At 58.8% G+C, this 26644-nt stretch carries 20 protein-coding genes; 15 read left to right on the forward strand and 5 right to left on the reverse strand.

The window, feature by feature from the left end; all coding sequences use genetic code 11:
• Positions 1 to 85 precede the first annotated feature (85 nt).
• From fadB to AC06G5_RS09290, 6 genes are all read left to right on the forward strand, one after another.
• Positions 86 to 2233, forward strand: a complete 2148-nt coding sequence (gene fadB, locus AC06G5_RS09265; RefSeq protein ID WP_413421409.1) for a fatty acid oxidation complex subunit alpha FadB — start codon at positions 86 to 88, stop codon at positions 2231 to 2233.
• Positions 2234 to 2262: 29 nt separating this feature from the next.
• Positions 2263 to 3438, forward strand: a complete 1176-nt coding sequence (gene fadA / locus AC06G5_RS09270) for an acetyl-CoA C-acyltransferase FadA (protein WP_008023006.1) — start codon at positions 2263 to 2265, stop codon at positions 3436 to 3438.
• A gap of 98 nt (positions 3439 to 3536) precedes the next feature.
• Entirely contained in the window at positions 3537 to 3773 is a 237-nt protein-coding gene (locus AC06G5_RS09275) for a DUF1653 domain-containing protein (protein ID WP_007986363.1), read from the forward strand.
• Between the two features lie 114 nt (positions 3774 to 3887).
• Positions 3888 to 6515 (forward strand): type I DNA topoisomerase, encoded by a 2628-nt coding sequence (topA, locus tag AC06G5_RS09280; RefSeq protein WP_413705359.1) that lies wholly within the window; start codon positions 3888 to 3890, stop codon positions 6513 to 6515.
• A 261-nt stretch (positions 6516 to 6776) separates the two neighbouring features.
• Complete coding sequence (locus tag AC06G5_RS09285; protein ID WP_085716758.1) at positions 6777 to 7301, forward strand: DUF6586 family protein; 525 nt, start codon at positions 6777 to 6779, stop codon at positions 7299 to 7301.
• A 94-nt stretch (positions 7302 to 7395) separates the two neighbouring features.
• A complete protein-coding gene (locus AC06G5_RS09290) occupies positions 7396 to 7629 on the forward strand; it encodes a hypothetical protein (protein WP_008023011.1) in 234 nt (77 codons plus the stop codon).
• A gap of 93 nt (positions 7630 to 7722) precedes the next feature.
• Here AC06G5_RS09290 and sulA read toward each other — a convergent pair whose 3' ends face one another.
• Both sulA and lexA read right to left on the reverse strand, forming a co-directional pair.
• The gene (sulA, locus tag AC06G5_RS09295; protein ID WP_413421412.1) at positions 7723 to 8199 is read right to left on the reverse strand and encodes an SOS-induced cell division inhibitor SulA; all 477 of its coding nucleotides are present in this window, start codon (positions 8197 to 8199) and stop codon (positions 7723 to 7725) included.
• 10 nt (positions 8200 to 8209) lie between these two features.
• Positions 8210 to 8818 carry a transcriptional repressor LexA gene (lexA, locus tag AC06G5_RS09300; protein WP_007974043.1) on the reverse strand — a complete coding sequence of 203 codons (609 nt, stop codon included), beginning with the start codon at positions 8816 to 8818 and terminating at the stop codon, positions 8210 to 8212.
• 229 nt (positions 8819 to 9047) lie between these two features.
• Here lexA and AC06G5_RS09305 point away from each other — a divergent pair, with 229 nt between their 5' ends.
• The 3 genes from AC06G5_RS09305 (at position 9048) to AC06G5_RS09315 (ending at position 11674) form a co-directional block, all read left to right on the forward strand.
• Positions 9048 to 9755, forward strand: a complete 708-nt coding sequence (locus AC06G5_RS09305; RefSeq protein ID WP_413421414.1) for a TetR/AcrR family transcriptional regulator — start codon at positions 9048 to 9050, stop codon at positions 9753 to 9755.
• A gap of 170 nt (positions 9756 to 9925) precedes the next feature.
• On the forward strand, positions 9926 to 10924 hold the full coding sequence (nagZ, locus tag AC06G5_RS09310) for a beta-N-acetylhexosaminidase (RefSeq protein ID WP_480459868.1): 999 nt from the start codon (positions 9926 to 9928) through the stop codon (positions 10922 to 10924).
• A 12-nt stretch (positions 10925 to 10936) separates the two neighbouring features.
• Positions 10937 to 11674 (forward strand): S-methyl-5'-thioinosine phosphorylase, encoded by a 738-nt coding sequence (locus AC06G5_RS09315; protein ID WP_480459286.1) that lies wholly within the window; start codon positions 10937 to 10939, stop codon positions 11672 to 11674.
• Positions 11675 to 11818: 144 nt separating this feature from the next.
• On the opposite strand, the gene AC06G5_RS09320 is transcribed toward AC06G5_RS09315, so the two are convergent.
• From AC06G5_RS09320 to mfd, 3 genes are read right to left on the reverse strand one after another with little or no spacing between them, the layout of a single operon-like run.
• Positions 11819 to 14512 carry an SNF2-related protein gene (locus AC06G5_RS09320; RefSeq protein WP_480459287.1) on the reverse strand — a complete coding sequence of 898 codons (2694 nt, stop codon included), beginning with the start codon at positions 14510 to 14512 and terminating at the stop codon, positions 11819 to 11821.
• An 11-nt stretch (positions 14513 to 14523) separates the two neighbouring features.
• Complete coding sequence (locus tag AC06G5_RS09325) at positions 14524 to 15102, reverse strand: CsiV family protein (protein WP_413421419.1); 579 nt, start codon at positions 15100 to 15102, stop codon at positions 14524 to 14526.
• Between the two features lie 10 nt (positions 15103 to 15112).
• The gene (mfd, locus tag AC06G5_RS09330) at positions 15113 to 18562 is read right to left on the reverse strand and encodes a transcription-repair coupling factor (protein ID WP_480459288.1); all 3450 of its coding nucleotides are present in this window, start codon (positions 18560 to 18562) and stop codon (positions 15113 to 15115) included.
• A 363-nt stretch (positions 18563 to 18925) separates the two neighbouring features.
• Here mfd and AC06G5_RS09335 point away from each other — a divergent pair, with 363 nt between their 5' ends.
• From AC06G5_RS09335 to sthA, 6 genes are all read left to right on the forward strand, one after another.
• Positions 18926 to 20389 carry a glyceraldehyde-3-phosphate dehydrogenase gene (locus AC06G5_RS09335; protein ID WP_480459290.1) on the forward strand — a complete coding sequence of 488 codons (1464 nt, stop codon included), beginning with the start codon at positions 18926 to 18928 and terminating at the stop codon, positions 20387 to 20389.
• A gap of 301 nt (positions 20390 to 20690) precedes the next feature.
• Positions 20691 to 21782 (forward strand): polymorphic toxin type 44 domain-containing protein, encoded by a 1092-nt coding sequence (locus tag AC06G5_RS09340; protein WP_413421425.1) that lies wholly within the window; start codon positions 20691 to 20693, stop codon positions 21780 to 21782.
• 594 nt (positions 21783 to 22376) lie between these two features.
• Positions 22377 to 22787, forward strand: coding sequence for a hypothetical protein (locus AC06G5_RS09345; protein ID WP_413421427.1), 411 nt, complete (start codon positions 22377 to 22379; stop codon positions 22785 to 22787).
• 122 nt (positions 22788 to 22909) lie between these two features.
• On the forward strand, positions 22910 to 23266 hold the full coding sequence (locus AC06G5_RS09350) for a hypothetical protein (protein ID WP_413421431.1): 357 nt from the start codon (positions 22910 to 22912) through the stop codon (positions 23264 to 23266).
• Between the two features lie 739 nt (positions 23267 to 24005).
• Complete coding sequence (locus AC06G5_RS09355; RefSeq protein ID WP_480459292.1) at positions 24006 to 25028, forward strand: FAD:protein FMN transferase; 1023 nt, start codon at positions 24006 to 24008, stop codon at positions 25026 to 25028.
• A gap of 207 nt (positions 25029 to 25235) precedes the next feature.
• Entirely contained in the window at positions 25236 to 26630 is a 1395-nt protein-coding gene (gene sthA / locus AC06G5_RS09360) for a Si-specific NAD(P)(+) transhydrogenase (RefSeq protein WP_007984277.1), read from the forward strand.
• Positions 26631 to 26644 lie beyond the last annotated feature (14 nt).

Genomic DNA, 26644 nt, shown 5'->3' on the forward strand with positions numbered 1-26644 from the left:
GTAGCATCGACGTTTAACGTCCTGCCAAGCCGGTCGCCTGCTTCCGACGTGTACTGTTCAGCTTCCATATCGTGGAGATCAGTTGATGATTTACGAAGGTAAAGCCATCACGGTTAAGGCTCTTGAAAGTGGCATCGTCGAACTGAAGTTCGACCTCAAGGGTGAGTCCGTCAACAAGTTCAACCGTCTAACCCTGAACGAACTGCGTCAGGCCGTAGACACCATCAAGGCAGATGCTTCGATCAAGGGCGTGATCGTCAGCAGTGGCAAGGACGTGTTCATCGTCGGTGCCGACATCACCGAATTTGTCGACAACTTCAAGCTGCCGGATGCAGAACTTGTTGCTGGCAACCTCGAAGCCAACAAGATTTTCAGCGATTTCGAAGACCTCAACGTCCCGACCGTCGCCGCGATCAACGGCATCGCGCTGGGTGGTGGTCTGGAAATGTGCCTGGCGGCGGACTACCGCGTCATGTCCACTACGGCCAAGATCGGTCTGCCGGAAGTCAAGCTGGGCATCTACCCGGGCTTCGGCGGTACTGTGCGCCTGCCGCGCCTGATCGGTGCCGACAATGCCATCGAGTGGATTGCCGCCGGCAAGGAAAACCGTCCTGAAGACGCGCTGAAAGTTGGCGCTGTCGACGCCGTGGTTGCTCCTGAGCAGCTGCAAGACGCCGCGCTGGAACTGATCAAGCGCGCCATCTCCGGTGAATTCGACTACAAGGCCAAACGCCAGCCGAAGCTGGAAAAGCTGAAGCTGAACGCCATCGAACAAATGATGGCTTTCGAAACCGCCAAAGGTTTCGTGGCCGGCCAGGCTGGCCCGAACTACCCGGCGCCGGTTGAAGCGATCAAGACCATCCAGAAAGCTGCGAACTTCGGTCGCGACAAGGCGCTGGAAGTCGAAGCCGCAGGTTTCGTGAAGCTGGCCAAGACCTCTGCTGCGCAGAGCCTGATCGGTCTGTTCCTGAACGATCAGGAACTCAAGAAAAAGGCCAAGGCCTACGACGAAATCGCCAAGGACGTGAAGCAGGCTGCCGTACTGGGCGCCGGCATCATGGGTGGCGGTATTGCCTATCAGTCGGCTTCCAAAGGCACGCCGATCCTGATGAAGGACATCAACGAGCACGGTATCGAGCAGGGTCTGGCCGAAGCCGCCAAACTGCTGGTCGGCCGCGTTGATAAAGGTCGCATGACCGCCGCGAAAATGGCTGAAGTGCTCAACGGCATTCGTCCAACCCTGTCGTACGGTGATTTCGGTCACGTGGACCTGGTGGTGGAAGCGGTCGTCGAAAACCCCAAGGTCAAGCAGGCTGTACTGGCTGAAGTTGAAGACCAGGTCAAAGAGGACACCATCCTGGCGTCCAACACCTCGACCATTTCCATCACGTTGCTGGCCAAGGCCCTCAAGCGTCCGGAAAACTTCGTCGGCATGCACTTCTTCAACCCGGTGCACATGATGCCGCTGGTGGAAGTGATTCGTGGCGAGAAGTCCAGTGAACTGGCCGTCGCGACTACCGTTGCCTACGCCAAGAAAATGGGCAAGAACCCGATCGTCGTCAATGACTGCCCGGGCTTCCTGGTCAACCGCGTGCTGTTCCCGTACTTCGGCGGTTTCGCCAAGTTGGTCAGCGCCGGTGTGGACTTCGTCCGTATCGACAAGATCATGGAAAAGTTCGGCTGGCCAATGGGCCCGGCCTACCTGATGGACGTGGTCGGCATCGACACTGGCCACCACGGTCGTGACGTGATGGCCGAAGGCTTCCCGGACCGCATGAAAGACGACCGTCGCTCGGCCGTTGACGTGCTCTACGAAGCCAAGCGCCTGGGCCAGAAGAACGGCAAGGGCTTCTACGCCTACGAGACCGACAAGAAAGGCAAGCAGAAGAAAGTCGCCGATCCTTCGGTACTGGAAGTGCTCAAGCCGATCGTTTACGAGCAGCGCGAAGTCACCGACGAAGACATCATCAACTGGATGATGATCCCGCTGTGCCTGGAAACCGTGCGTTGCCTGGAAGACGGCATCGTCGAAACCGCTGCCGAAGCCGACATGGGTCTGGTCTACGGTATTGGTTTCCCTCCATTCCGTGGCGGTGCGCTGCGCTACATCGATTCCATCGGTGTGGCAGAGTTCGTTGCCCTGGCTGACCAGTACGCTGATTTGGGCGCGCTGTACCACCCGACCGCGAAGCTGCGCGAAATGGCCAAGAACGGCCAGAGCTTCTTCGGTTAAGCGCCCCCAACTAGAGTGAGAGTGAACTTATGAGCTTGAATCCTAGAGACGTCGTGATTGTCGACTTCGGTCGTACTCCGATGGGCCGCTCCAAGGGCGGCATGCACCGCAACACCCGCGCCGAAGACATGTCGGCGCACCTGATCAGCAAACTGCTGGAACGTAACGTCAAGGTCGACCCGAACGAAGTCGAAGACGTGATCTGGGGCTGTGTGAACCAGACCCTGGAGCAGGGCTGGAACATCGCGCGCATGGCGTCGCTGATGACCCAGATCCCGCACACGTCGGCCGGCCAGACCGTTAGCCGTCTGTGCGGCTCGTCGATGAGCGCTCTGCACACTGCAGCGCAAGCGATCATGACCGGCAATGGTGACGTATTCGTTGTTGGCGGCGTCGAGCATATGGGTCATGTAAGCATGATGCACGGTGTCGATCCGAACCCGCACATGTCGCTGTACGCGGCGAAAGCCTCGGGCATGATGGGCCTGACCGCGGAAATGCTGGGCAAAATGCACGGCATCACTCGCGAGCAACAGGACGCTTTCGGCGTGCGCTCCCACCAACTCGCCCACAAGGCGACCGTGGAAGGCAAGTTCAAAGACGAAATCATCCCGATGCAGGGCTACGACGAGAACGGTTTCCTGAAAACCTTCGACTACGACGAAACCATTCGTCCGGAAACTACCCTGGAAAGCCTGGCGGCTCTGAAGCCGGCGTTCAATCCGAAGGGTGGCACCGTGACAGCGGGTACTTCGTCGCAGATCACCGATGGTGCTTCGTGCATGATCGTGATGTCGGCACAGCGCGCACAGGACCTGGGTATCCAGCCTCTGGCAGTGATTCGCTCGATGGCAGTGGCAGGTGTGGATCCGGCAATCATGGGCTATGGTCCAGTACCGGCCACACAAAAAGCATTGAAACGCGCGGGTCTGGGTATCTCCGACATCGACTTCTTCGAGCTCAACGAAGCTTTCGCCGCACAGGCCCTGCCAGTGCTGAAAGATCTGAAAGTGCTCGACAAGATGAACGAGAAGGTTAACCTGCACGGTGGCGCCATCGCCCTGGGCCACCCGTTCGGTTGCTCCGGTGCGCGTATCTCCGGCACTTTGCTCAATGTAATGAAGCAGAATGGCGGCACCTTCGGGGTGGCCACCATGTGCATTGGTCTCGGCCAAGGCATCTCCACCGTCTTCGAACGCGTTTAAGCGTCTCGTTGATGGAAGCCGGGGCCAAGTGCCCCGGTTTTTGTTTTTCCGGATTTATTTTGTTTTTTATTTGAAAAAATTTGAGTGAGGGCCAAAGCATGCCGATACAACCTGGGCTCTACCAACATTACAAAGGTCCGCAGTACCGCGTATTCAGTGTTGCGCGGCATTCGGAAACCGAAGAAGAAGTGGTCTTCTACCAAGCCCTGTATGGCGATTACGGCTTTTGGGTACGTCCCTTGAGCATGTTCCTGGAGTCCGTCGAGGTTGACGGTGAACAGGTGCCACGCTTTGCTTTGGTGCAGGCTGAAGAAAGCCTTTTTACCAAGCCATAAGCTGAGTTCGCGCAATACCCTGCGCTTGACCTCACCTTGTTGCCACTATATATAGCGGTGCCGCGTCAGGCGCCAATCGCCTTTCACTTCTCGAATTCAGGAATTTTCTGATCCATGGGCAAATCGCTGGTCATTGTGGAATCCCCGGCTAAGGCCAAGACCATCAACAAGTATTTGGGCAACGAATACGTGGTGAAGTCGAGTATCGGCCATATCCGAGACCTGCCCACCAGCGGTTCGGCTAGCGCCAGCAAAGAGCCAGCCGCCAAGCGCGGCAAGGCTGCTGCGGGTGAAGCGCCGGCACTGTCGCCGAAAGAAAAGGCGCGCAAGCAGCTGGTCGCGCGCATGGGTGTCGATCCCGATCATGGCTGGAAAGCCAAGTACGAGATCCTCCCAGGCAAGGAAAAAGTCATCGAAGAGCTGCGCCGGCTCGCCAAGGATGCTGACACCATCTATCTCGCAACCGACTTGGACCGCGAGGGGGAAGCCATTGCCTGGCACCTGCGCGAAGCCATCGGTGGTGACGACAGCCGCTACAAGCGCGTGGTGTTCAACGAAATCACCAAGAAGGCGATTCAGGAAGCCTTCTCCCAGCCGGGCGAGCTGGATATCGACCGTGTCAACGCCCAGCAGGCGCGTCGCTTCCTCGACCGCGTCGTGGGTTACATGGTTTCGCCACTGCTGTGGGCCAAGATCGCTCGTGGTCTGTCCGCCGGTCGCGTGCAGTCGGTTGCCGTGAAGCTGGTGGTTGAGCGTGAGCGTGAAATCCGCGCGTTCATCCCGGAAGAGTACTGGGAAGTTCACGCCGACCTCGGCACCGCCAAAGGCGCGACCGTGCGTTTCGACGTGGCCCGCGAGAAAGGCGAAGCCTTCAAGCCGCTCAATGAAACCCAGGCCATGGCGGCGCTGGAGAAGCTCAAGGCTTCCAGCTACAGCATCGTCAAGCGCGAAGACAAACCGACCAGCAGCAAGCCGTCGGCACCGTTCATCACCTCCACCCTGCAGCAGGCCGCGAGCAACCGCCTGGGCTTCGGTGTGAAGAAAACCATGATGATGGCCCAGCGTTTGTACGAAGCCGGCTACATCACCTACATGCGTACCGACTCCACCAACCTCTCGGTTGATGCCGTGGCGATGGCGCGTACCTATATTGAAGGCGAGTTCGGCAAGAAGTACCTGCCGGAAACCCCGAACGTCTACAGCAGCAAGGAAGGCGCACAAGAGGCTCACGAAGCGATTCGTCCGTCCGACGCCAATACCGAGCCAAGCAAGCTGTCGGGCATGGAGCGTGACGCTGAGCGCCTCTACGAGCTCATCTGGCGCCAGTTCCTCGCTTGCCAGATGCTGCCGGCGCAATACCTGTCGACTACCGTCACTGTGGGTGCCGGTGACTTCGAGCTGCGCGCCAAGGGCCGCATCCTGAAGTTTGACGGTTACACCCGCGTCATGCCGCAAATCGCCAAGCCGGGCGACGACGACGTATTGCCGGACATGGCCCAGGGCGACGCGATGAAGCTGATCAAGCTTGATCCGTCCCAGCATTTCACCAAGCCGCCGGCGCGCTACTCGGAAGCCAGCCTGGTGAAGGAAATGGAAAAGCGTGGTATCGGTCGTCCTTCGACCTACGCGGCGATCATTTCGACCATCCAGGACCGCGGCTACGTGGCGCTGCACAACCGTCGTTTCTACTCGGAAAAGATGGGCGACATCGTCACCGAGCGTCTGGCCGAGAGCTTCTCCAACCTGATGGACTACGGTTTCACTGCGGGCATGGAAGAGCATCTCGATGACGTGGCCCAGGGCGAACGTGACTGGAAAAACGTGCTCGACGAGTTCTACGGCGACTTCAAGAAGAAACTCGAAGTGGCCGAAAGCCCGGAAAGCGGCATGCGTGCCAACCAGCCGGTGATGACCGACATCCCGTGCACCACCTGCGGTCGCCCGATGCAGATCCGTACCGCGTCGACCGGTGTGTTCCTCGGTTGCTCGGGTTACAGCCTGCCACCAAAAGAACGCTGCAAGGCCACCGTGAACCTGGTGCCGGGCGATGAAATCGCTGCGGACGACGAGGGTGAATCGGAGTCGCTGGTGTTGCGTGGCAAGCATCGCTGCCCGATCTGCAGCACGGCGATGGATGCCTACCTGCTCGATGAGAAGCGCAAGTTGCACATCTGCGGTAACAACCCGGATTGCGATGGCTACGAAATCGAAGAGGGCACTTACCGCATCAAGGGCTATGAAGGTCCGAGCCTGGAGTGCGACAAGTGTGGCAGCGAAATGCAACTCAAGACTGGCCGTTTCGGCAAGTTCTTCGGTTGCACCAATGCCACCTGCAAGAACACCCGCAAACTGCTGAAGAGCGGTGATGCGGCGCCGCCGAAGATGGACCCGGTGAAGATGCCTGAGCTGAAGTGCGAAAAGGTCAACGACACCTACATTCTGCGCGACGGTGCATCCGGCCTGTTCCTGGCGGCCAGCCAGTTCCCGAAAAACCGCGAGACTCGTGCTCCGCTGGTGATGGAAATCATCCCGCACAAGGATGAGATCGATCCGAAGTATCACTTCCTCTGCGAAGCGCCGAAGAAAGATCCGGATGGCCTCCCGGCTGTGATTCGTTACAGTCGCAAGACCAAGGAGCAGTACGTACAGACCGAGGTCGACGGTAAGCCGACTGGCTGGAAAGCGTTCTACGACGGCGGCAAGTGGGCGGTCGAAGACAAGCGTCCGGCAGCCAAGGCGTAAAGCCGCCACCCCTGTAGGAGCGAGCTTGCTCGCGATGGACCTGAGAGCAACGCGGGCATCCTGTAGGCCCGCGTCATCGTTGACGACCATCGTCGGAACGCCGCCCGGAGCAAGCTCGCTCCTACAGTCAGTGCGCAAGGCCGCATGAGAACCTTCGGGTTTTCATGCGGCCTTTTTGTTTTGGGCTTGCGGTCGGATCGGGTGATCCACGACACTGTCATACCTGCATGAAGCAATTATTTCGTTGTGGAGGCTGCCGTCATGGCCCACGAACTTTATACCCGCACCAATCAGAAGATTTACTTCGCCGGCTTGTCGCTGGAAGCACTGGCCCGTACTGAAGAAAGTCGGGCAATGAATTCGCTGGCGCTGATCCAGGCCGGACGCGAATCCGCGCTGTTTCACCTGTACGGCGCGCTGTTGGGCCTGTGTCACGAAATCGCCGGTTTCTATCGCTTGCCTCAGGCCAATGCGTCCCGTGCAGAGTTGTTGCTGACTCGCGAGGTGCTGGAAACCATCGCCATTCCGGAAATGGCCGAGATGGTCGAGCTGGCCAATAACCCGGAGACCTGGCTGGCCAGACTGTTGGCCGCCCATGCTGCGCTGTTTCAGCCACCACGCGCGCCGCACAAGCCGAAAGGGGACGTGACTCAGCCACTGATTCAGGCTGTCAATCTGGATGAAGAGGACGCGCCGGAGGAACTGAGTCGGGAGGAGCTGGAGAGCTGGCGTCAGAACCTGAAAGCGTTGGCGATCCGGTTTCGTGAAGGGTTGAACGAGTGCTGACACTCGCCGTCGGGTGATGACATCTGGTCAAGATCCCAAGCGAAGCCCGAGCGATGCCTATATAATCCCCGCCTTTCGTGGAGAACAGTCCTTTATGCCAACGTCCTTTCTAGAAATTGTCGAGTTACCAGACGGCCGAATCGAGCTGCGCAGGGCCGAGGACGAGGGTTCTCTGGTTACTTTGGATTTCTCCGAGGACGCCAAAGCGTTCCTGCAAGGGCAGCACGTGGAAGTCGCCAAGGCGATGTTGAGCGTCGGTGTGCAGATGGCAGGTCGCCTGGTTGAAGGCGAATTCGACAAGGAAGAGGGGACACGGGTTCTGCATTGATCCCCGTCTGTCGTTTTTCTTGATATCGCTACTCATCGGCTTCTCTGTCCCTGGAGAAGCCTCGCGCGGTGAAGCCCGCGTTTTGCCTGTCAGTTAACCCAGTCGAATATTCAGGCTCTGAGCGTCCCCGGTGCGGGCGGCGCTGATCAGTTGTTGCCGCGATTGGGAGCTCAGCGGGTTGATCCAGCTGACCACCGTATGGCTGCGCCCCAGGCGCAACGCTTCGCAGGTCAGTTGCTGGGCGCTCTGGCTGCCCCGCGGTTGCAACAACAGGATGCGCTCGCGGTTGAGGCCGGCATCTCGCAGCCAGGCTTGGGTCAGGCTGGCGGGCGGCGCGATCAGTGTCAGCCAGCGAGCATCCTGGTCCTGGCTCAATTCCCTGAGGATGGGGGCCAGAAGGCTCAGGCAGTTCCCGGCTGCACCACGCAGTGACAGCTCGCTGAAAACGTCAGGTTCGGCGCTCCAGGGGGACTCGACTACGTCTTTCAGAATCGGCGCCAATGGCTGTGCCATGAACGCTTCGAACAACGGCAGTTGGGCTTGCTGTGGTGATGTCTGTGGGAACTGCATGGTGCCTCCTTTAGCGGCGAATGACGCCGACACTCAAGCCTTCGATCACCAGTTCCTGATCTTGAAGGTTCACTTCAATAGGGGCGAACTCGGGGTTCTCGGCGATCAGCCAGACTTTGCTGCCGTCACGCTTGAAGCGCTTGACGGTCACTTCGTCGCCGATTCGCGCAACCACGATCTGGCCGTTGCGGGCTTCGCGGGTGGTGTGGACCGCCAGCAGGTCGCCGTCGAAAATGCCGACATCTTTCATGCTCATCCCATGGACGCGCAGCAGGTAGTCGGCACGCGGATGGAAGAAGGCAGGATTGATGTTGCAGGACTCTTCGATGTGTTGCTGCGCAAGAATCGGGGCACCGGCTGCGACCCGGCCAATGATCGGCAGGGTGGAGTCGTCGGCCTTGGCTTCGAAGCCAGGGATGCGAATGCCACGGGAGGCGCCAGGCGTCATCTCGATGGCACCCTTGCGGGCCAGCGCCTTGAGGTGCTCTTCCGCTGCATTGGGTGACTTGAAACCCAGTTCCTGAGCGATTTCCGCGCGGGTGGGTGGATATCCGTTGTCTTCCAGGCAGCGTTTGATGAAAGCCAGAATCTCTGCTTGTCGTGGCGTCAGCTTTAGCATATTGATCGCTCTGTTTTTTTATACAGTGACTGGGATTATATACAGTAAGGCGGTCTTGGCAATGCTCCTTTTTTCAGTCGCCGCCGGACGGTCAATCAGTCAGTGGATTGAAGCTTTGTCGTTGTGTGGTTAAATGTCTGACCGACCATTCCCAAAACGAACTGCCAGACTTGACAAGGCACAGGCTGAAACGTATGTTTCAAACAAGTGTTTGTCAGGCGGAGTAGCCATGGCCCAGTCGGAAACCGTTGAACGCATTCTTGATGCCGCCGAGCAGTTGTTCGCGGAAAAAGGTTTCGCTGAAACCTCGTTGCGTCTGATCACCAGCAAGGCGGGTGTCAACCTGGCGGCGGTGAACTATCACTTCGGTTCGAAGAAGGCGTTGATCCAGGCGGTTTTCTCGCGGTTCCTCGGGCCGTTCTGCATCAGTCTCGATAAAGAGCTGGAGCGGCGTCAGGCCAAGCCTGAAATCAGGCCGACACTCGAAGAGTTGCTGGAAATCCTCGTCGAGCAGGCACTGGTGGTGCAGCCGCGCAGTGGCAACGACCTGTCTATCTTCATGCGTTTGCTGGGGCTGGCGTTCAGTCAGAGCCAGGGCCACCTGCGTCGTTATCTGGAAGACATGTACGGCAAGGTGTTCCGCCGCTACATGACGCTGGTCAACGAAGCGGCGCCGCGCATTCCCCCCATCGAACTGTTCTGGCGCGTGCACTTCATGCTCGGTGCGGCAGCGTTCAGCATGTCCGGCATCAAGGCCTTGCGGGCGATTGCTGAAACCGACTTTGGCGTGAACACTTCGATCGAGCAGGTCATGCGCCTGATGGTGCCATTCCTGGCCGCCGGCATGCGCGCCGAATCCGGTGTGACGGATGCGGCCATGGCCACAGCCCAGTTGCGTCCGCGCACTAAATCGACGCCGGTTGCCGCCAAGGTTTAACCGTACACGGGTGGGCGCGGCAGCTGACATCCGCTAAGCTAGCCGCCCATGCCGACTCTGTTTCTGAACCCGTTTCCCATTGATACCGCCGACCTGCCGGGCACTGCCCCCGGTGGCGAATTCGTGTGGGGCGGGTTTTCTGTTATCAAGGAAAAACTATGACTGCTGGCTTGCAAGGCTCGTTGATGGTGGACGTCGCCGGTACCTGGCTGACGGCTGAAGATCGCCAATTGTTGCGCCAGCCCGAAGTGGGTGGCTTGATCATCTTTGCCCGTAACATCGAGCATCCGCGTCAAGTGCGCGAGCTGAGTGCAGCCATTCGCGCCATTCGTCCCGATCTGCTGTTGGCGGTGGATCAAGAGGGCGGTCGCGTGCAGCGCCTGCGCCAGGGTTTCGTGCGGTTGCCCGCCATGCGCGCCATTGCCGACAACCCGAACGCCGAATACCTGGCCGAGCAGTGTGGCTGGATCATGGCGACCGAAGTGTTGGCCGTTGGCCTGGACCTGAGTTTCGCCCCGGTGCTCGACCTCGATTACCAACGCAGCGCGGTGGTGGGTACCCGTTCGTTCGAGGGTGACCCGGAGCGCGCCGCCCGGTTGGCCGGTGCTTTCATCCGCGGGATGAACAGCGCAGGCATGGCGGCCACCGGCAAGCACTTCCCCGGTCACGGCTGGGCCGAAGCGGATTCCCACGTCGCGATCCCCAACGACGAACGCAGTCTCGATGAGATCCGCGCCAACGATCTGGTGCCGTTTGCCAGATTGAGCAAGCAACTGGCCGCGGTCATGCCCGCCCATGTGATCTATCCACAAGTCGACGCCCAGCCGGCCGGTTTTTCCCGTCGCTGGTTGCAGGAAATCCTGCGCGGCGAGTTGCAATTCGACGGGGTGATTTTCAGTGATGACTTGTCCATGGCGGGGGCTCACGTGGTCGGCGATGCCGCCAGTCGAATCGAGTCAGCGCTGACTGCCGGCTGCGACATGGGCCTGGTGTGCAACGACCGTGCGGCCGCCGAGCTCGCCCTGAGCGCTGCCCAGCGTCTGAAGGTCAAGCCATCCGAGCGTATTGCGCGGATGCGCGGCCAGTCGTTCGCCAGCACCGAATACCGTCAGGCCCCGCGCTGGCTGACCGCTGTCGGCGCGCTCAAAGAAGCTCAATTGATTGATTAAGGACTGTTCGTTATGACGGTTTACGCGATTATCGGTGGCACTGGCCTGACTCAGCTCGAAGGCCTGAGCATTCGTCAGTCACTGACAGTGGACACGCCTTACGGCGCACCTTCGGCCGACGTTCAGATCGGCGAATATGCCGGCAAGGAAGTGCTGTTCCTTGCACGTCACGGTCATCCGCATCGTTTTCCGCCGCATCAGGTCAACTACCGCGCCAACCTCTGGGCGTTGAAGCAGGCCGGGGCGCAGGCGATTCTCGCGGTCAATGCCGTGGGTGGAATTCATTCCGCCATGGGCACAGGGCATTTCTGCGTGCCGCATCAGTTGATCGACTACACCAGCGGTCGTGAACACACTTACTTTGCCGATGATCTGGAGCACGTCACCCATATCGACTTCAGCTACCCCTACAGCGAACCATTGCGCCAGCAACTGATCGCGGCATTGGCGGCGGAAGGCGTGGGCTACAGCAGTCATGGCGTGTATGCGTGCACTCAAGGGCCGCGCCTGGAGACGGTGGCTGAAATCGCCCGGCTGGAGCGCGATGGCTGCGACATCGTCGGTATGACGGGTATGCCCGAAGCAGCCCTGGCCCGCGAACTGGAACTGGATTACGCCTGCCTGGCGCTGGTGGTGAACCCGGCGGCGGGCAAGTCGACGGCCGTAATCACCATGGCCGAGATCGAGCAGGCATTGCATGACGGTATGGGCAACGTGAAATCGACGTTGGCGCGGGTGCTCAAGGGCTGAGTCAGGCGCTATGCCGAGTCGCCCCCTTCGCGAGCAAGCCCGCTCCCACAGTGGTTTTGTGTTGCCTCCACTGTTGAGGCTAAACACAAATCAAATGTGGGAGCGGGCTTGCTCGCGAAGAGGCCGGTTCAGACGCCGCAAATCTCAGCGTTTTTCGAGGTTTTTCGGCAGCGGCGCAAACAGCGCCTCGATATCATCGTTCTGCAGTTTCCAGTCCCCGGCCTTGCGCCCATCCAGCACGCCGGCCGCGAGGTCGGATTTTTCCTTTTGCAGGTGCTGAATCTTTTCTTCCACCGTGCCGCGGGCAATCATTTTGTAAACGAACACCGGCTTCTCCTGGCCGATGCGATACGCCCGGTCGGTCGCCTGGTTCTCCGTCGCCGGGTTCCACCACGGGTCGTAATGAATCACCGTGTCCGCTTCGGTCAGGTTCAGGCCCACGCCACCTGCCTTCAAGCTGATCAGGAAAATCTGACGCTTGCCGCTCTGGAATTCCTTCACGGGTGTGCGGCGATCACGGGTCTGGCCGGTCAGCAGGGCATAGGCCACGCCGCGTTTGTTCAGTTCGTCTTCGATCAGCGACAGCATTGAAGTGAACTGGGAGAACAGCAGGATCCGCCGACCTTCCTCGAACAATTCCTCGAGCATTTCCATCAGGCTGTCGAGCTTGCCTGACGTGCTGCCACGGCTCGGCAGGGTCGCCTCGTTGACCAGGCGCAAATCGCAGCACACCTGACGCAGCTTGAGCAGTGCTTCCAGAATGATGATCTGGCTGCGGGCCACGCCTTTGCGGGTGATTTCGTCGCGGACTTTCTTGTCCATGGCCAGGCGCATGGTTTCGTAGACGTCGCGTTGGGCCTCGTTGAGCTCGACCCAGTGGATGATCTCGGTTTTCGGTGGCAACTCGGTGGCCACCTGTTCCTTGGTGCGGCGCAGCAGGAACGGCTTGATCCGGCCGTTGAGGTGCTGAAGCCTGACCTCGCTGGTGCGTTTTTCAATCGGCACGCGGTAATCGCGGTTGAAGCTTTTGACGTCGCCCAGCCAGCCGGGCAAGAGAAAGTGAAACAGCGACCACAGTTCACCGAGATGGTTTTCCAGCGGTGTGCCGCTCAGGCACAGGCGCTGCCGGGCGTTGAGCTCGCGGGCAGCCTGGGCCGCCTTGCTGCCGGGGTTCTTGATGTATTGCGCTTCATCCAGCACCAGTATGTGCAAGGGCTGCGCCGCGAGGCGTTCGACATCCTTGGGCAGCAGTGCATAGGTGGTCAGGATCAGATCGTAATCGGCCAACTTGTCGAAGTGCTTTTTGCGGCTGGCACCGTATAGCGCCAGTACTTTGAGCTGGGGCGTAAAGTGCGCCGCTTCGTCGAGCCAGTTGGGGATCAGGCTGGTCGGCATCACGACCATGCACGGCCGATCGAGGCGGCCGGCGTTTTTCTCGCTCAGGACGTGCGCCAGTGTCTGCAGGGTTTTGCCCAGGCCCATGTCGTCCGCGAGAATTCCGCCCACTTCCAGCTGCCGCAGTGATTGCATCCAGCTCAAGCCTTCGAGCTGATACGGACGCAGCGTCGCATTCAGGCCGTCCGGGGCAATGGTCGTGTGGTCCTTGATGTCGCGCAGGCGCTGGGCAAAGGTGCGGATCTGCTCTCCACCCTCCCAGAGCAGTGGCATGTCTTCCAGCGGGTTCAGGCGCGTGGCATCGGCCTTGCTCAGGCGCAGCGTGGTTTCGCCGGGCTCCTGCAGGTAGAACTCGCCAAGGGTTGCCAGCACCGGCTTCAAGCGGCCGAAGGGCAGGGCGACTTGCAGTGGCCCGTGTTCGGAGTTCGGGCGATTGGGAATATTGACCAGGATCAGCTCGTCGTCGCGTCGTCGGGCAAGGCGTTCCGGATTGAGGATTTCGCTGTGGGAGCGCATCAGGTTGAGCAGGATCGGCAACAGGCTCAGGCGTTCGCCGTTGACGATGATCCCCAGCTCCAGATCGAACCAGTCTCGCTCCGGTACCTGTTCGACCGTGGCGTACCAGTCGTCTACCGCCGTCAGGTCGAAACCGAAGTCCTCGTCGATCTGCAATTCCCAGCCCTGGGTGCGCAACTTCGGCAGTTCATTGAGGGTAAAAGTCAGCCAGGCGCTGTCATTGACCATCTCGAACAGCTCGCCGGCACTTTCCGGCAAGGCCTTGCTTTGCCGGGTGGCCACTTTGAAGCCGAGGATTCGCAGTTGTTCCCGGTAGGACTGTTCCACTTCCGGGTGGCGTTTTATCCGCAGCGTCTGGGTCTCCTGACGAATCAGGATGTCGGCGTTTTTCTGACCGGAAACGTACTCGTCCAGATAGCTGAAAGACAGCGCCGCGCGATGCTGAATGTAACGCTGCATTCGACCGTTGCGCGGTTCGAACGCACTGAACTCGATGCTGGCGAGCCACAGGCGCGGGACGGGTTGCACATTGTCCACCAGCACTTGTGGCGGGGCTTTCGGGCTGCGGTTTTCCAGGACTGCCTGGAGTTTTTCCAGGAGTTCGGCGTCTTTGGCGGCGGCTGGGTAGTCGAGGGTTTCCTGCACTTGCAGGAGCACCGCTGCGCAATGTTTGCAGTTGTTGTGGACCGGGCAGGAGCAAGTGGCGTCGACCATCAGCAGGGTGCCCTTGGCTGACTCGCGCAGGCGAATGGTCTGACGGTAAACGTTACCGCCAGAGCCTTCGCACGCGGCGATGATCGTGGCATCGCCGGCTTCAACGATCCTGACGCGATTCTCCAGCGCGTAGCGGCGGCCACGCTCCAGGCTCTGTTCCTTGAATCGGCTGACCCAGGACGGTGCCAGGGGTTTGCTCAGGGTCGCGGACATAGGGACTTCAATCAGTCCGGAATTTCTTCGGGAGCTGGGCGGGGGGCTGGGGCGGTCAGCGAGGTGATCTTGATCAGCAGGCCGAGGTGGCCGTTGTCGAGGAAGTTCAGCTGGCCGTTCTTGGTGTGGCTTTCCTGTTTCAAGCGCTCGCTGGCGGTCACCATGCCATTGGCATCGATCTGATTGACCCAGAAATCGGCGTCGACATCGGTAAAGCGTCCCAGCTTCATGTTCAGCGTGCCCTCGATCGGGAACTGACCATATTGTTCCTTGCCGTCGCTGATCGCCACTTTGCTGCCAGCTTCGCCGAGGGTCTGTTGCCAGGCTTTGTGCAGCAACACCGTGTAGTCGGCGCTGCTGGTGAGTTTTTCCACCTCGCCATTCAGGCTTGGCGTACGCAGGCTGTCGGGGCTGACCGGTTGTGCGCCAGCCGCCCAGTCTTCCGGTGCGGCACGGCTGACAATCGCCGGCACGGCGTTTTGGCGGACCAGAATCATTTCGACCTGATACAGGTCATCGGCAAATGCCGTAGGCGCAACCAGTGCCGGCATCAACAGGGTCAGCAAGGTCAGTGAGCGAAACAGGCGCATGCGGCGTCCTTCAAGCAGTTGTCGGAACGAGGCGCTCGAAGAGTGCCTCTACAGTATTAAAGCGCTCTTCCGGGCGCTCCATCGGAACCATGAACTTGAACATCGTGGCGCCTTCGAATTTGTAGCGTTTTGGCTGGCTCTGGATCAGCTTGATCAGTGTCAGCGGGTCGACCGGCGTCTGTGCGGCGAACTCGACGCGACCGCCTTGCGGGCCGCCATCGACTTTCTTGATGCCCAGTTGCTCGGCCTGCAACTTCAGTGCAGTGATGCGGATCAGGTTCTTGGTCGGTTCCGGCAACAGGCCGAAACGATCGATCATCTCCACCTGCAAATCCTTGAGACCGTCTTCATCGGTGGCCGAGGCAATGCGCTTGTAGAGAATCAGGCGGGCGTGGACATCCGGCAGGTAGTCTTCCGGAATCAGTGCCGGTACCCGCAAGTTGACTTCCGGGCCACCGCCCAGCGGTTGATCGAGGTTCGGTTGCTCGCCCTTGCGGATCGACTTCACTGCGCGCTCGAGCATTTCCATGTACAGCGTGAAACCGACAGCCTGGATCTGCCCGCTCTGGCCGTCACCGAGCAGTTCGCCGGCGCCACGGATTTCCAGGTCGTTGGTGGCGAGCACGAAGCCCGCGCCGAGGTCCTGGGTGTTGGCAATCGCTTCCAGGCGCTTTTCCGCGTCCGGGGTGATTTGCTGGCGCGGTGGCGTCAGCAGGTAGGCGTACGCCTGGTGGTGGCTACGTCCGACCCGACCGCGCAACTGGTGCAACTGCGCCAGGCCGAACTTGTCGGCGCGCTCGATGATGATGGTGTTGGCGCTCGGTACGTCGATGCCGGTCTCGATGATGGTCGAGGCGATCAGCACGTTGAAGCGCTTGTGGTAGAAGTCGCTCATCACCTGTTCGAGTTCGCGTTCGCGCATCTGCCCGTGACCGATGCCGATTCGAGCTTCCGGTACCAGTTCGGCGAGGTCGGCGGCGCACTTCTCGATGGTCTTCACGTCGTTGTGCAGGTAGTAGACCTGGCCGCCACGCAGCAATTCACGCAGCAAGGCCTCTTTGACCGTGCTCTTGTTCTGCTCCATGACGAAGGTGCGTACCGACAGGCGACGGGCCGGCGGAGTGGCGATGATCGACAGGTCGCGCATGCCCGACACCGCCATGTTCAGCGTGCGCGGAATTGGCGTGGCGGTGAGGGTCAGGATGTCGACTTCGCTGCGCAGCGCCTTGAGCTGTTCTTTCTGGCGCACGCCGAAACGGTGTTCCTCATCGATGATCACAAGGCCCAGGTTTTTGATTTTGACGTCGTCCTGCAGCAGCTTGTGCGTGCCGATGACGATGTCGATCTTGCCTTCGGCCAGGTCCGCGACCGCCGCGTTGACTTCCTTGGCCGACTTGAAGCGGCTCATCACTTCCACGGTCACCGGCCAGTCGGCGAAACGGTCGCGGAAGCTGTTGTAGTGCTGCTGGGCGAGCAGGGTGGTCGGCACCAGGATCGCCACTTGCCTGCCGCCATGCACGGCGATGAACGCGGCGCGCATCGCCACTTCGGTCTTGCCGAAGCCGACGTCGCCGCACACCAGGCGATCCATGGGCTTGGGCGCGAGCATATCGTCGCGCACCGCTTCGATAGTGGTTTGCTGGTCCGGGGTTTCTTCAAACGGGAAACCCGCGCTGAAGGTGGCGTAGTCAGCTTTCGGATCGGCGAAGGCGTAGCCTTCACGGGCCGCACGGCGTGCATAGATGTCGAGCAACTCGGCGGCCACGTCGCGAACCTGTTCGGCGGCCTTGCGCTTGGCTTTCTGCCAGGTCTCGGAGCCGAGGCGGTGCAGCGGGGCCAGGGCGTCGTCGCTGCCGGTGTAGCGGGCGATCAGGTGCAGGTTGGCCACCGGCACATACAGCTTGGCGCCTTCAGCGTATTCCAGGGCGAGGAACTCGGCGGTCTGGTTGTCGATTTCCAGGGTCGCCAGGCCCAGGTAGCGGCCGACACCGTGGTCGATATGCACCACCGGCGCACCTTCGCGCAGCTCGGTGAGGTTCTTGATGACGGCATCGTTGTTGGCATCGGCGCGCTTTTCGCGACGCCGACGCTGCATCACGCGCTGACCGAACAATGGGCTTTCGGCAACCAGGGCCAGGGCCGGGTCGTCGAGCTGCAGGCCTTCATCGAGTGGTGCGATGGTGATGGCCAGACGCTCCTTGCCGGCGACAAAGTCCGGCCAGCTGTCGACGGTTTTCGGTCGCAGCTTCAGGCGTTCCAGCAGTTCCAGCAGCACTTCGCGGCGGCCTGCGGATTCGGCGGTAAACAGCACGCGTCCGGGGAATTCGTCGAGGAAACCAGCCAGTGCCGCCAATGGCTGGGTGGCCTTGGCTTCGATGGCCAGGTTCGGCAGTTCTCGAGCCGGGAAGCGCTCGCGGCCGCCACCGCTTTCAATGTCCTGTTGGCTGGCCACTACGCGCGGCCAGTTCTTCAGGCGCGCGAAGCAGTCTTCCACTGGAAGGAACAGCTCGGCTGGCGGTAATAAAGGGCGGGAAGGATCGACACGGCGTTCTTCATAGCGATTGCGCACATCGTTCCAGAAATTCTCGGCGGCCTGTTCGATGCCCGGCAGGGAAAACACTTGCGTGTCCTGTGGCAGGTAATCGAACAGCGACGAGGTTTCTTCGAAGAACAATGGCAGGTAGTACTCGATACCGGCCGGGGTGATCCCGCTGTTCAAGTCCTGGAAGATCGGGCAGCGACGGAAATCGACATCGAAGCGCTCGCGAAAACGCGCCTTGAAGCGGGTCACGGCTTCTTTCTCCAGCGGGAACTCCTTGGCCGGCAGCAGCTTGACCGAGTCGACCTTGTCGATGGAGCGTTGATTCTCCGGGTCGAAGGTGCGCAGGGTTTCGATTTCGTCGTCGAACAGGTCGATGCGGTATGGCAGTTTGCTGCCCATCGGGAACAGGTCGATCAACGAGCCGCGGACCGTGAACTCGCCATGCTCGTACACGGTATCGACATAGCGATAACCGGTGGCTTCAAGCCGGGTGCGCATTTGCTCGACGTCGAGCTTCTGGCCGACATCCAGCACCAAACTGCTGCCGAGCAGGAATTTGGTGGGCGCCAGGCGGTGCAGGGCCGTGGTGATCGGCACCACCAGCACGCCATGACTCAACTCCGGCAGTCGATAGAGCGCCGAGATACGCTGGGAAATGATGTCCTGGTGCGGTGAGAACAGGTCGTAGGGCAGGGTTTCCCAATCGGGAAAGTGCAGTACGGGCAAATCCGGGGCGAAGAAACCCAGCTCCTGTTCCAGCCGTTCGGCACTTTGGCTGTCGGCGGTCAGCAGCAGGGTAAAGCGCTTGGCAGCGCTGGCGGCCTCGGCAATGGCCAGGCTCAGGGCGGCACCGGGCAGGTTGCCCCAGTGCTGTTTACCTGCCGCGGCAGGGAGAAGCGGTAGACGCAGAACGGGCACGGAAGGTTGAGCTCCAAGCGTTGCGACAAAGTCGGTAATTGTAGCGGTCTACGATGCCGCCTGTCAGTTGCTGACTGTGTCTAAAGCACGGGTTTGGCGAAATGTAGTGGTAAAGACAAAATTCTGCGCTTTTTTACCTAGAATTAATGAATATGTAGTGGCAAAAACAACGAGTGTTACGGAGGGTTACGGACAACGAGACTTTGGCTCCAAAAAATTGACTGTGCTGAAAGCCCCGGTTTTACTGGGCTGGAGCGAGGCGTAATTTTTTTGAACGACGATTTGTTACGTAAAGCACGACGGGCGCGCATTGCTACCGCTGTCACTCGGCGGCATAATGTAGCCCCTTTTTTCTGCCCCTACATGTGGAAGGTTCCCGTGACTCAGAAGCCCGACCAGTGTCTTGGTGAATGGATCGACCGTGAAGCACTCGCAGAAGCGATGATTCCGCTTATCGGTCAGCTCTACCGCAATAACAACGTGGTGAGCTCGATCTATGGCCGCAGCCTGATCAACCGCTCGGTGATTTCGATCCTCAAAGCGCACCGCTTTGCCCGTCATCGCCAGACCGACGAAACCGAACTCTCCGTCCACGAAACATTCCCGCTGCTCAAGGCGATGAGCGAGCTCAAGCTCGGCGCCGCTTCGGTAGACCTGGGCAAGCTGGCGGCCAAATACAAGGCCGAAGGCAATGGCCGTAGTGCCGAGCAGTTCGTCCGTGAAGAGATGGCCGACGTGGTTGGTCAGCAGAACGCTTCCGCCCGCAAAGGCACCGACGTTGTCCTTTACGGCTTCGGTCGTATCGGCCGTCTGCTGGCACGCATCCTGATCGAGAAAACCGGTGGTGGCGACGGCCTGCGACTGCGCGCCATCGTTGTCCGCAAGGGCGCCGAGAACGACCTGGTCAAGCGCGCCAGCCTGCTGCGTCGTGACTCGGTCCATGGTCCGTTCGATGGCACCATCACCATCGATGAAGCCAACAACACCATCACCGCCAACGGCAACCTGATCCAGGTTATCTACGCCAAGAGCCCGAGCGAAGTCGACTACACCCAGTACGGCATCGAAAACGCGCTGATCGTCGACAACACCGGTGTATGGCGTGACGCCGACGGCCTGGGCCAGCACCTGGCCTGCCCGGGCGCTGCTCGCGTGATCCTCACCGCACCTGGCAAGGGCGCGCTGAAGAACATCGTTCACGGCATCAACCATGGCGACATTACCCCTGACGACAAGATCATCTCGGCGGCTTCCTGCACCACCAACGCCATCGTGCCGGTGCTCAAGGCAGTCAACGACAAGTACGGCATCGTCAACGGCCACGTCGAAACCGTTCACTCGTTCACCAACGACCAGAACCTGATCGACAACTTCCACAAGGGCAGCCGTCGTGGCCGCGCCGCGCCGCTGAACATGGTAATCACCGAGACCGGTGCCGCCACCGCAGCCGCCAAGGCGCTGCCAGTGCTCAAGGGCAAGCTGACCGGCAACGCGATTCGCGTTCCTACGCCGAACGTGTCGATGGCTATCCTGAACCTGAACCTGGAAAAGGCCACCACTCGCGAAGAGATCAACGAGTACCTGCGCCAGATGGCCATGCACTCGGACCTGCACAAGCAGATCGACTACGTGAGCTCCCAGGAAGTGGTTTCCACCGACTTCGTTGGCTCGCGCCACGCAGGCGTAGTGGACGCTGAAGCGACCATCACCCAGGATAACCGCGTTGTTCTGTACGTTTGGTACGACAACGAGTTCGGTTACAGCTGCCAGGTGGTTCGCGTGATGGAAGACATGGCCGGTGTAAACCCGCCAGCATTCCCGCGCTAAGCCTTAGCTGCACATGAAAACGCCCCGACCTTGGTCGGGGCGTTTTTGTTTGTGCGCCCCGCATGGGCGCAACGTCCTGTGGGTATGCGTGGTTCGACAGGCCGTTTTTTCATGCCGATTGTTATCGACCCCTCTGACTTTTCTTTCCGAAGAAATCCGCTTTAGAAACACTCTTGTAGGAAATGGATTGTTTCTTTTGGCGAAATTTCCTGATCGTCCTGCAGGCCCTGCCGTTGGGGTCGCGACGCTGTTAGCGTCCACCGCATTATTGCGGACGGCCGAATGATAAGGAGAAGTAACAGTGAGCAAGGGTTATTACATTGGCCTGGACGACAAGACCACCTGTGGCGGCAAGGTCCTGGATGGTGACACCCGGATCATGATGTACGGCATTGCCCATGCCCGCGATGGTGATCGAGTCACCTGTGGCAAGGACGGCAAGACTTACAAAATTGTCGGCGGCATTTCGCACATGATCAGTCATGGCAAAGCCATGGCGGGCACGCTGGACAGCCATAGTGGTTGCCCCTGTAAAGCGCAACTGATTCCCTCGGTGTTCACCGCCAGCTATCGGAATAAGGCCAGTCCTGCACGGCAAGCCACCAGCGCCGCCGGGTCGCCAACGACTCAAGCGGATAGCGGGTTTACGACGAAATCCGGGGTGGCCGATCCAAAGCTTGCAGAAAAAGTCACTGCCCCACTCGGCAACCTTGATGGAGGCGGAGCCTGTAACCATCCTGATCAAATGGAAGAGCTTGCCGCCTACATTGCCGGCGAGATGAATCGAAACATCACCCATGCTTCGGTGCTGAAAATGAAGGAGTTGAATAGCTATAACCCTGAGGCTGAAACAAGTAAATACATGGAAATTCCATTTTATCTCCGACTCGGCCGTCAACCCAATTTCCACAGCATCGCCCTTGCCAAAAAAGCCGAGGCTTTTGCGCTGTGGGCAGAGCGGGTTGGGCAGAATCGGTCTTGGGATCACAAGCCGAAGATAAAGGCCAACTTTGGAGGTGATGTTCGCCACAAACAGGGAAGGTACGATTATTTTTATGACATTTGGTCGAATATTCATTATGGCTACGTAGGAATGGCTGCAGGTTTTTCCGAGCGGGTGTTGCTGGATGGCGCAGGTGCTGAGCAGATCATTTCCGACGCGGTCCGTAAGCTTCAGGATTGGGAAAATAGGCCCGGCCCTAATCGTTCAGAGGACATAAAGGGATTAAGGGCATGGGATGACATACCGGATAGGAAGTCTATAGCTATTGGTGTAAGCCTTTTCAGAATTTATTCAACCGAAGGGGTCAGTGCCAAGATAATTATGGATGAAGTGCTTGCCGGGGATCCTGCTGATTGGGGGAAAGGTATAAGTGTCCACAAATGCGAATAAAAGGTGCTGCATTTGTTTATGCGTAGACTGCTAGTAATATTGTTTCTGATGTATTTTATCTGGTATGTCTCCGTGCCGAGGGTAAAAATCTATTTCTCAAAGGAGGGAGGCGGGAAGTTGGAGTTTGTTCTAAATACCCAGCACGATATATTTCGAGGGGAAATTTTCCCCGGCCAATCTACAGGAGGCCCCGGCCATCTTGTTGCAAATGATGATTTTTTTATGCGGTTTGACTGGACTGCCTCAGGAAAAAGTCATTGTATAGCTATAAATCCTAAGTGGCCTACGACTAGTATATATATTGGGGCAGATGGATCTCTCGATAGCAGTCACGCTAGCGGAACCGATTCAGATCGATTAAAGGAATGCCCTCAGAAATGAGTGCGATATTAAAAAATATAACGCCCGACCCTCATTTTATGGTCGGTCCTTATGCTGAGTTGCGAGCGTGGGATGATATAGCTGATAGAGTGTCGATAAGCACCGGTATAAAACCCGCCAATCAGCACCCTGATGGCGGGATAATAGCGCAGATGATCATGAATAAAGTGTTAGCAGTTGCTCCAGAGAACTGGGGGGAGGGAATCCGTGTCCATGTCTGCAAGTAAACCGCGAAGATCGCACAAGTGGTGGCTATGGATCCCAGTTGTTTTTCTGGTCATTACCCAATGGGATATTGGGTTGCCTACTGTGACTATCCATTACCCCAAAGATGCTAAAGAGGAACTTAAATACATCTGGAACGTACAGCACCGGATATTCAAAGGGCGGATGCAGCCTGGGGGCGGTACACGTGATTATGGCTTCTTGTTTCCAGATGAGAAATTTTTCATGGAGATTTCCTGGTGGAACGATGGCGCTCTCCGACACTGCGTTAACGTAACCCCTAAGTGGCCCAATACGCACATTTACCTTGACGCCAATGGCGACATTGATCGCAGCGAAGGCAGTGGCACGGATTCGGGTCGCTTGAAACAATGCATCACGGATACCGCGACTCCATGAAGAGGCAAGGTGATAAAAGAAGACTGCACTTTTTGTAGCGCGATTCTGGGGAGATGGAGTCTGTGTCCACGTCTGCAAATAAACCCCGAATACGGCACAATCGATGGCTGTGGATTCTCGCTGTGCTTCTGGCTCTCGACCATTGGGATATCGCACTTCCGACCGTGACCATTCACTACTCCGAAAATGGAAGGGAGGAACTCAGGTACATCTGGAATGTCCAGCACCGGATATACAAGGGCGGGATGCAGCCCGGCGGAGGTACAGTCGATAACGGTTTTCTGTTTCCTGATGACGATTTTTTTATGGAAATATCCTGGTGGAGCAAAAACGTTCGTGCCCACTGCGTCAACATTACTCCGAGGTGGCCGAATACGAACATCTACCTTGATGCCAACGGCGATATTGATCTCAGCGAAGGCAGCGGCACGGATTCGGATCGACTAAAACAATGCACCACAGACACGGCTAGCCCATGAAAGAGGCAAAGGAATAAAAACGACTACACATTTTGTAGCGCGACTTTGGGGATATGAAGTCCGTGTCCACGCCTAAAAAACCTCGGTCGCGTTACATTCGGTGGCTATGGATTCCGTTGCTACCGCTATTACTGCCCCTGCTGGTGCTTTTGCTGATTGTCCTCTGGCGAATTATTGTGTTGCCTACCGCAACCGTCCATTACTCCAAGAACGGCGCTGACGAACTGCGGTTCATCTGGAATGTGCAACACCGGATTTACAAAGGAGGCCTCCCTCCAGGCAGCAGCACACGGGATCATGGGTCCTTGTTTCCAGATGAGAAGTTTTTCATGGAGATCTCTTGGTGGAACGATAAAGATCTCCGACACTGCGTAAATATCACCCCGACATGGTCCTATACGCACATATACCTCGATGCCAGCGGCGACATTGATCTCAGCGAAGGCAGTGGCACGGATTCGGGTCGCTTGAAACAATGCACCACGGATACCGCGACTCCATGAAAAGACCAACATTGGCAGCCAGTACTGTTCGGTTAAGAACTTTGTAGGAGCGAGCTTGCTCGCGATGGAGTCAAGAGCGCTGCGTTTAACCAGTCAGCACGCGTTATCGTTGACGACCATCGCGAGCAAGCTCGCTCCTACACATTGAACATTTGCAGTCGTCTTTGCCGGTAAGCCGGTTCAGGGGTGGTGCATAATGGTCGGCCTTGGGGCTATGTCGGGGCGGGCTGTAAAAGATGGATGTATTGAGCTGGCGCCTGGGCGGTCTGATCGTTTGGATTGGCCTGTTGTCTGGTTGCGGCCATGGCGATTCGATGGAGTCTTTCGGCGGCCCCACCATGGGCAGCACGTATTCGATCAAGTACGTCCGTCACGCCGGTGTTCCCGCGCCGGCAGTCGTCCAGATAGAAGTCGAAAAGATCCTGGCCGAAGTCGACCGGCAAATGTCGACTTACCGCAGCGATTCCGACATCGAACGCTTCAATGCACTGCCGGCCAACCGCTGTCAGGCGATGCCGGTGTCGATCCTCGAGCTGGTCCGCGTGGGCGAGCAACTGTCGGTGCAAAGCGATGGTTCCTACGATCTGACGGTGGAGCCGTTGCTGAACCTCTGGGGGTTTGGTCCGCAAGCCCGTGAAGAAAAAGTCCCGACCGCCGAAGCGCTCGCCGAAGCCCGCAAGCGCGTCGGCCACGAGCATTTGCGCATCGATGGCGACCAGCTGTGCAAGGACGCCGCCGTCGAGGTCGATTTCAACAGCATCGCCGCCGGTTATGCGGTGGACACGATTGCCGCAAGACTCGAGGCAATGGGCATTCACGATTATCTCGCCGAAGCGACGGGGGAGCTCAAGGCATCCGGCAGGAAGGCCGACGGTTCGCCATGGCGCATCGCCCTGGAAGAGCCTCGGGATGACCGGCAAGTCGCCGAGCGAGTCATGCTTGTCGACGGTTATGGCCTGTCCACCTCCGGCGACTACAGAAATTATTTCGAGCAGGGCGGTCGGCGTTTTTCCCACACTTTCGATGCGCGTACCGGTGCGCCGGTCTCACATGCCCTGGCATCTGTCACGGTGATTCATCCTTCGGCGTTGATGGCCGATGGCTTATCGACGCTGTTGCTGATTCTCGGCCCGGAGCGCGGTTGGGACTACGCAGAAAAGCACGATATCGGTGCATTTTTTGTGATTCGTGCCGATACAGGTTTCGTCACACGCAGCAGTCACGCTTTTGAACGCCTCAGTGGCGAAAAAGCCGAGTGATTGTGGCGATTCGAGCATTGAAAACTGGCGTTGTAGTGCAGGCAAAAGTAGCCTACGACGCGACCAAGGGTTAATGTGCGCGGCGTTGACGCTTCTATAGACTGTGTCCGGGTTCTGCACTGGCCCCAAATTGTTCCTTCATGCCACAGGTTGGCGTGATTTAGCCGCAGGTGCCGAGGGTGCCGCGGCCTGTTCTGAGGAGTACGCATGGCTGTCTACAACTACGACGTGGTGGTGTTGGGTTCCGGCCCGGCGGGGGAAGGCGCGGCAATGAACGCCGCCAAGGCAGGGCGCAAGGTGGCGATGGTCGATAGCCGTCGCCAGGTCGGCGGCAACTGCACTCACTTGGGCACCATCCCGTCCAAGGCACTGCGTCACTCGGTGCGGCAGATCATGCAGTTCAACACCAACCCGATGTTCCGGGCCATTGGTGAGCCGCGCTGGTTCTCGTTCCCGGACGTGCTGAAAAGCGCCGAGAAAGTCATCTCCAAGCAAGTCGCTTCGCGCACCGGCTACTACGCCCGTAACCGCGTCGACGTGTTCTTCGGCACCGGCAGCTTCGCTGACGAGCAAACCATCGAAGTGGTCTGCGCCAACGGTGTGGTCGAAAAACTGGTGGCCAAGCACATCATCATCGCTACCGGTTCGCGCCCTTATCGCCCGGCGGACATCGATTTCCACCACCCGCGTATCTACGATAGCGACACCATCCTCAGCCTCGGCCACACCCCGCGCAAACTCATCGTTTACGGCGCTGGCGTGATCGGCTGCGAATACGCCTCGATCTTCAGCGGCCTGGGTGTGCTGGTCGAGCTGGTGGATAACCGTGGTCAGTTGCTGAGCTTCCTGGATTCGGAAATTTCCCAGGCCCTGAGTTATCACTTCAGCAACAACAACATCACGGTTCGCCATAACGAAGACTATGACCGCGTCGAAGGCGTGGACAATGGCGTGATCCTGCACCTCAAGTCCGGCAAGAAGATCAAGGCCGACGCCTTGCTCTGGTGCAACGGTCGTACCGGCAACACCGACCAGTTGGGTCTGGAAAACATCGGCGTGAAGGTCAACAGCCGTGGCCAGATCGAAGTCGACGAGGCGTACCGCACTTGTGTGCCGAACATCTACGGCGCCGGTGACGTGATCGGCTGGCCAAGCCTGGCCAGTGCCGCCCACGACCAGGGTCGTTCGGCTGCCGGCAGCATCGTGGATAACGGTAGCTGGCGCTTTGTGAATGACGTGCCGACCGGCATCTACACCATTCCGGAGATCAGCTCGATCGGCAAGAACGAGCAGGAGTTGACCCAGGCGAAGGTGCCTTACGAAGTCGGCAAGGCGTTCTTCAAGAGCATGGCGCGGGCGCAGATCGCCGGCGAGCCGCAAGGCATGCTGAAGATCCTGTTCCACCGTGAAACCCTGGAAGTGCTGGGCGTTCACTGCTTCGGTTATCAGGCGTCGGAGATCGTGCACATCGGTCAGGCGATCATGAACCAGCCGGGCGAGCTGAACACGCTCAAGTACTTCGTCAACACCACGTTCAACTACCCGACCATGGCTGAAGCCTATCGGGTAGCGGCCTACGACGGCCTCAACCGGCTTTTTTGAGCGGCTCCGGCCGG

Source organism: Pseudomonas sp. WT-JTC, assembly GCF_056711565.1.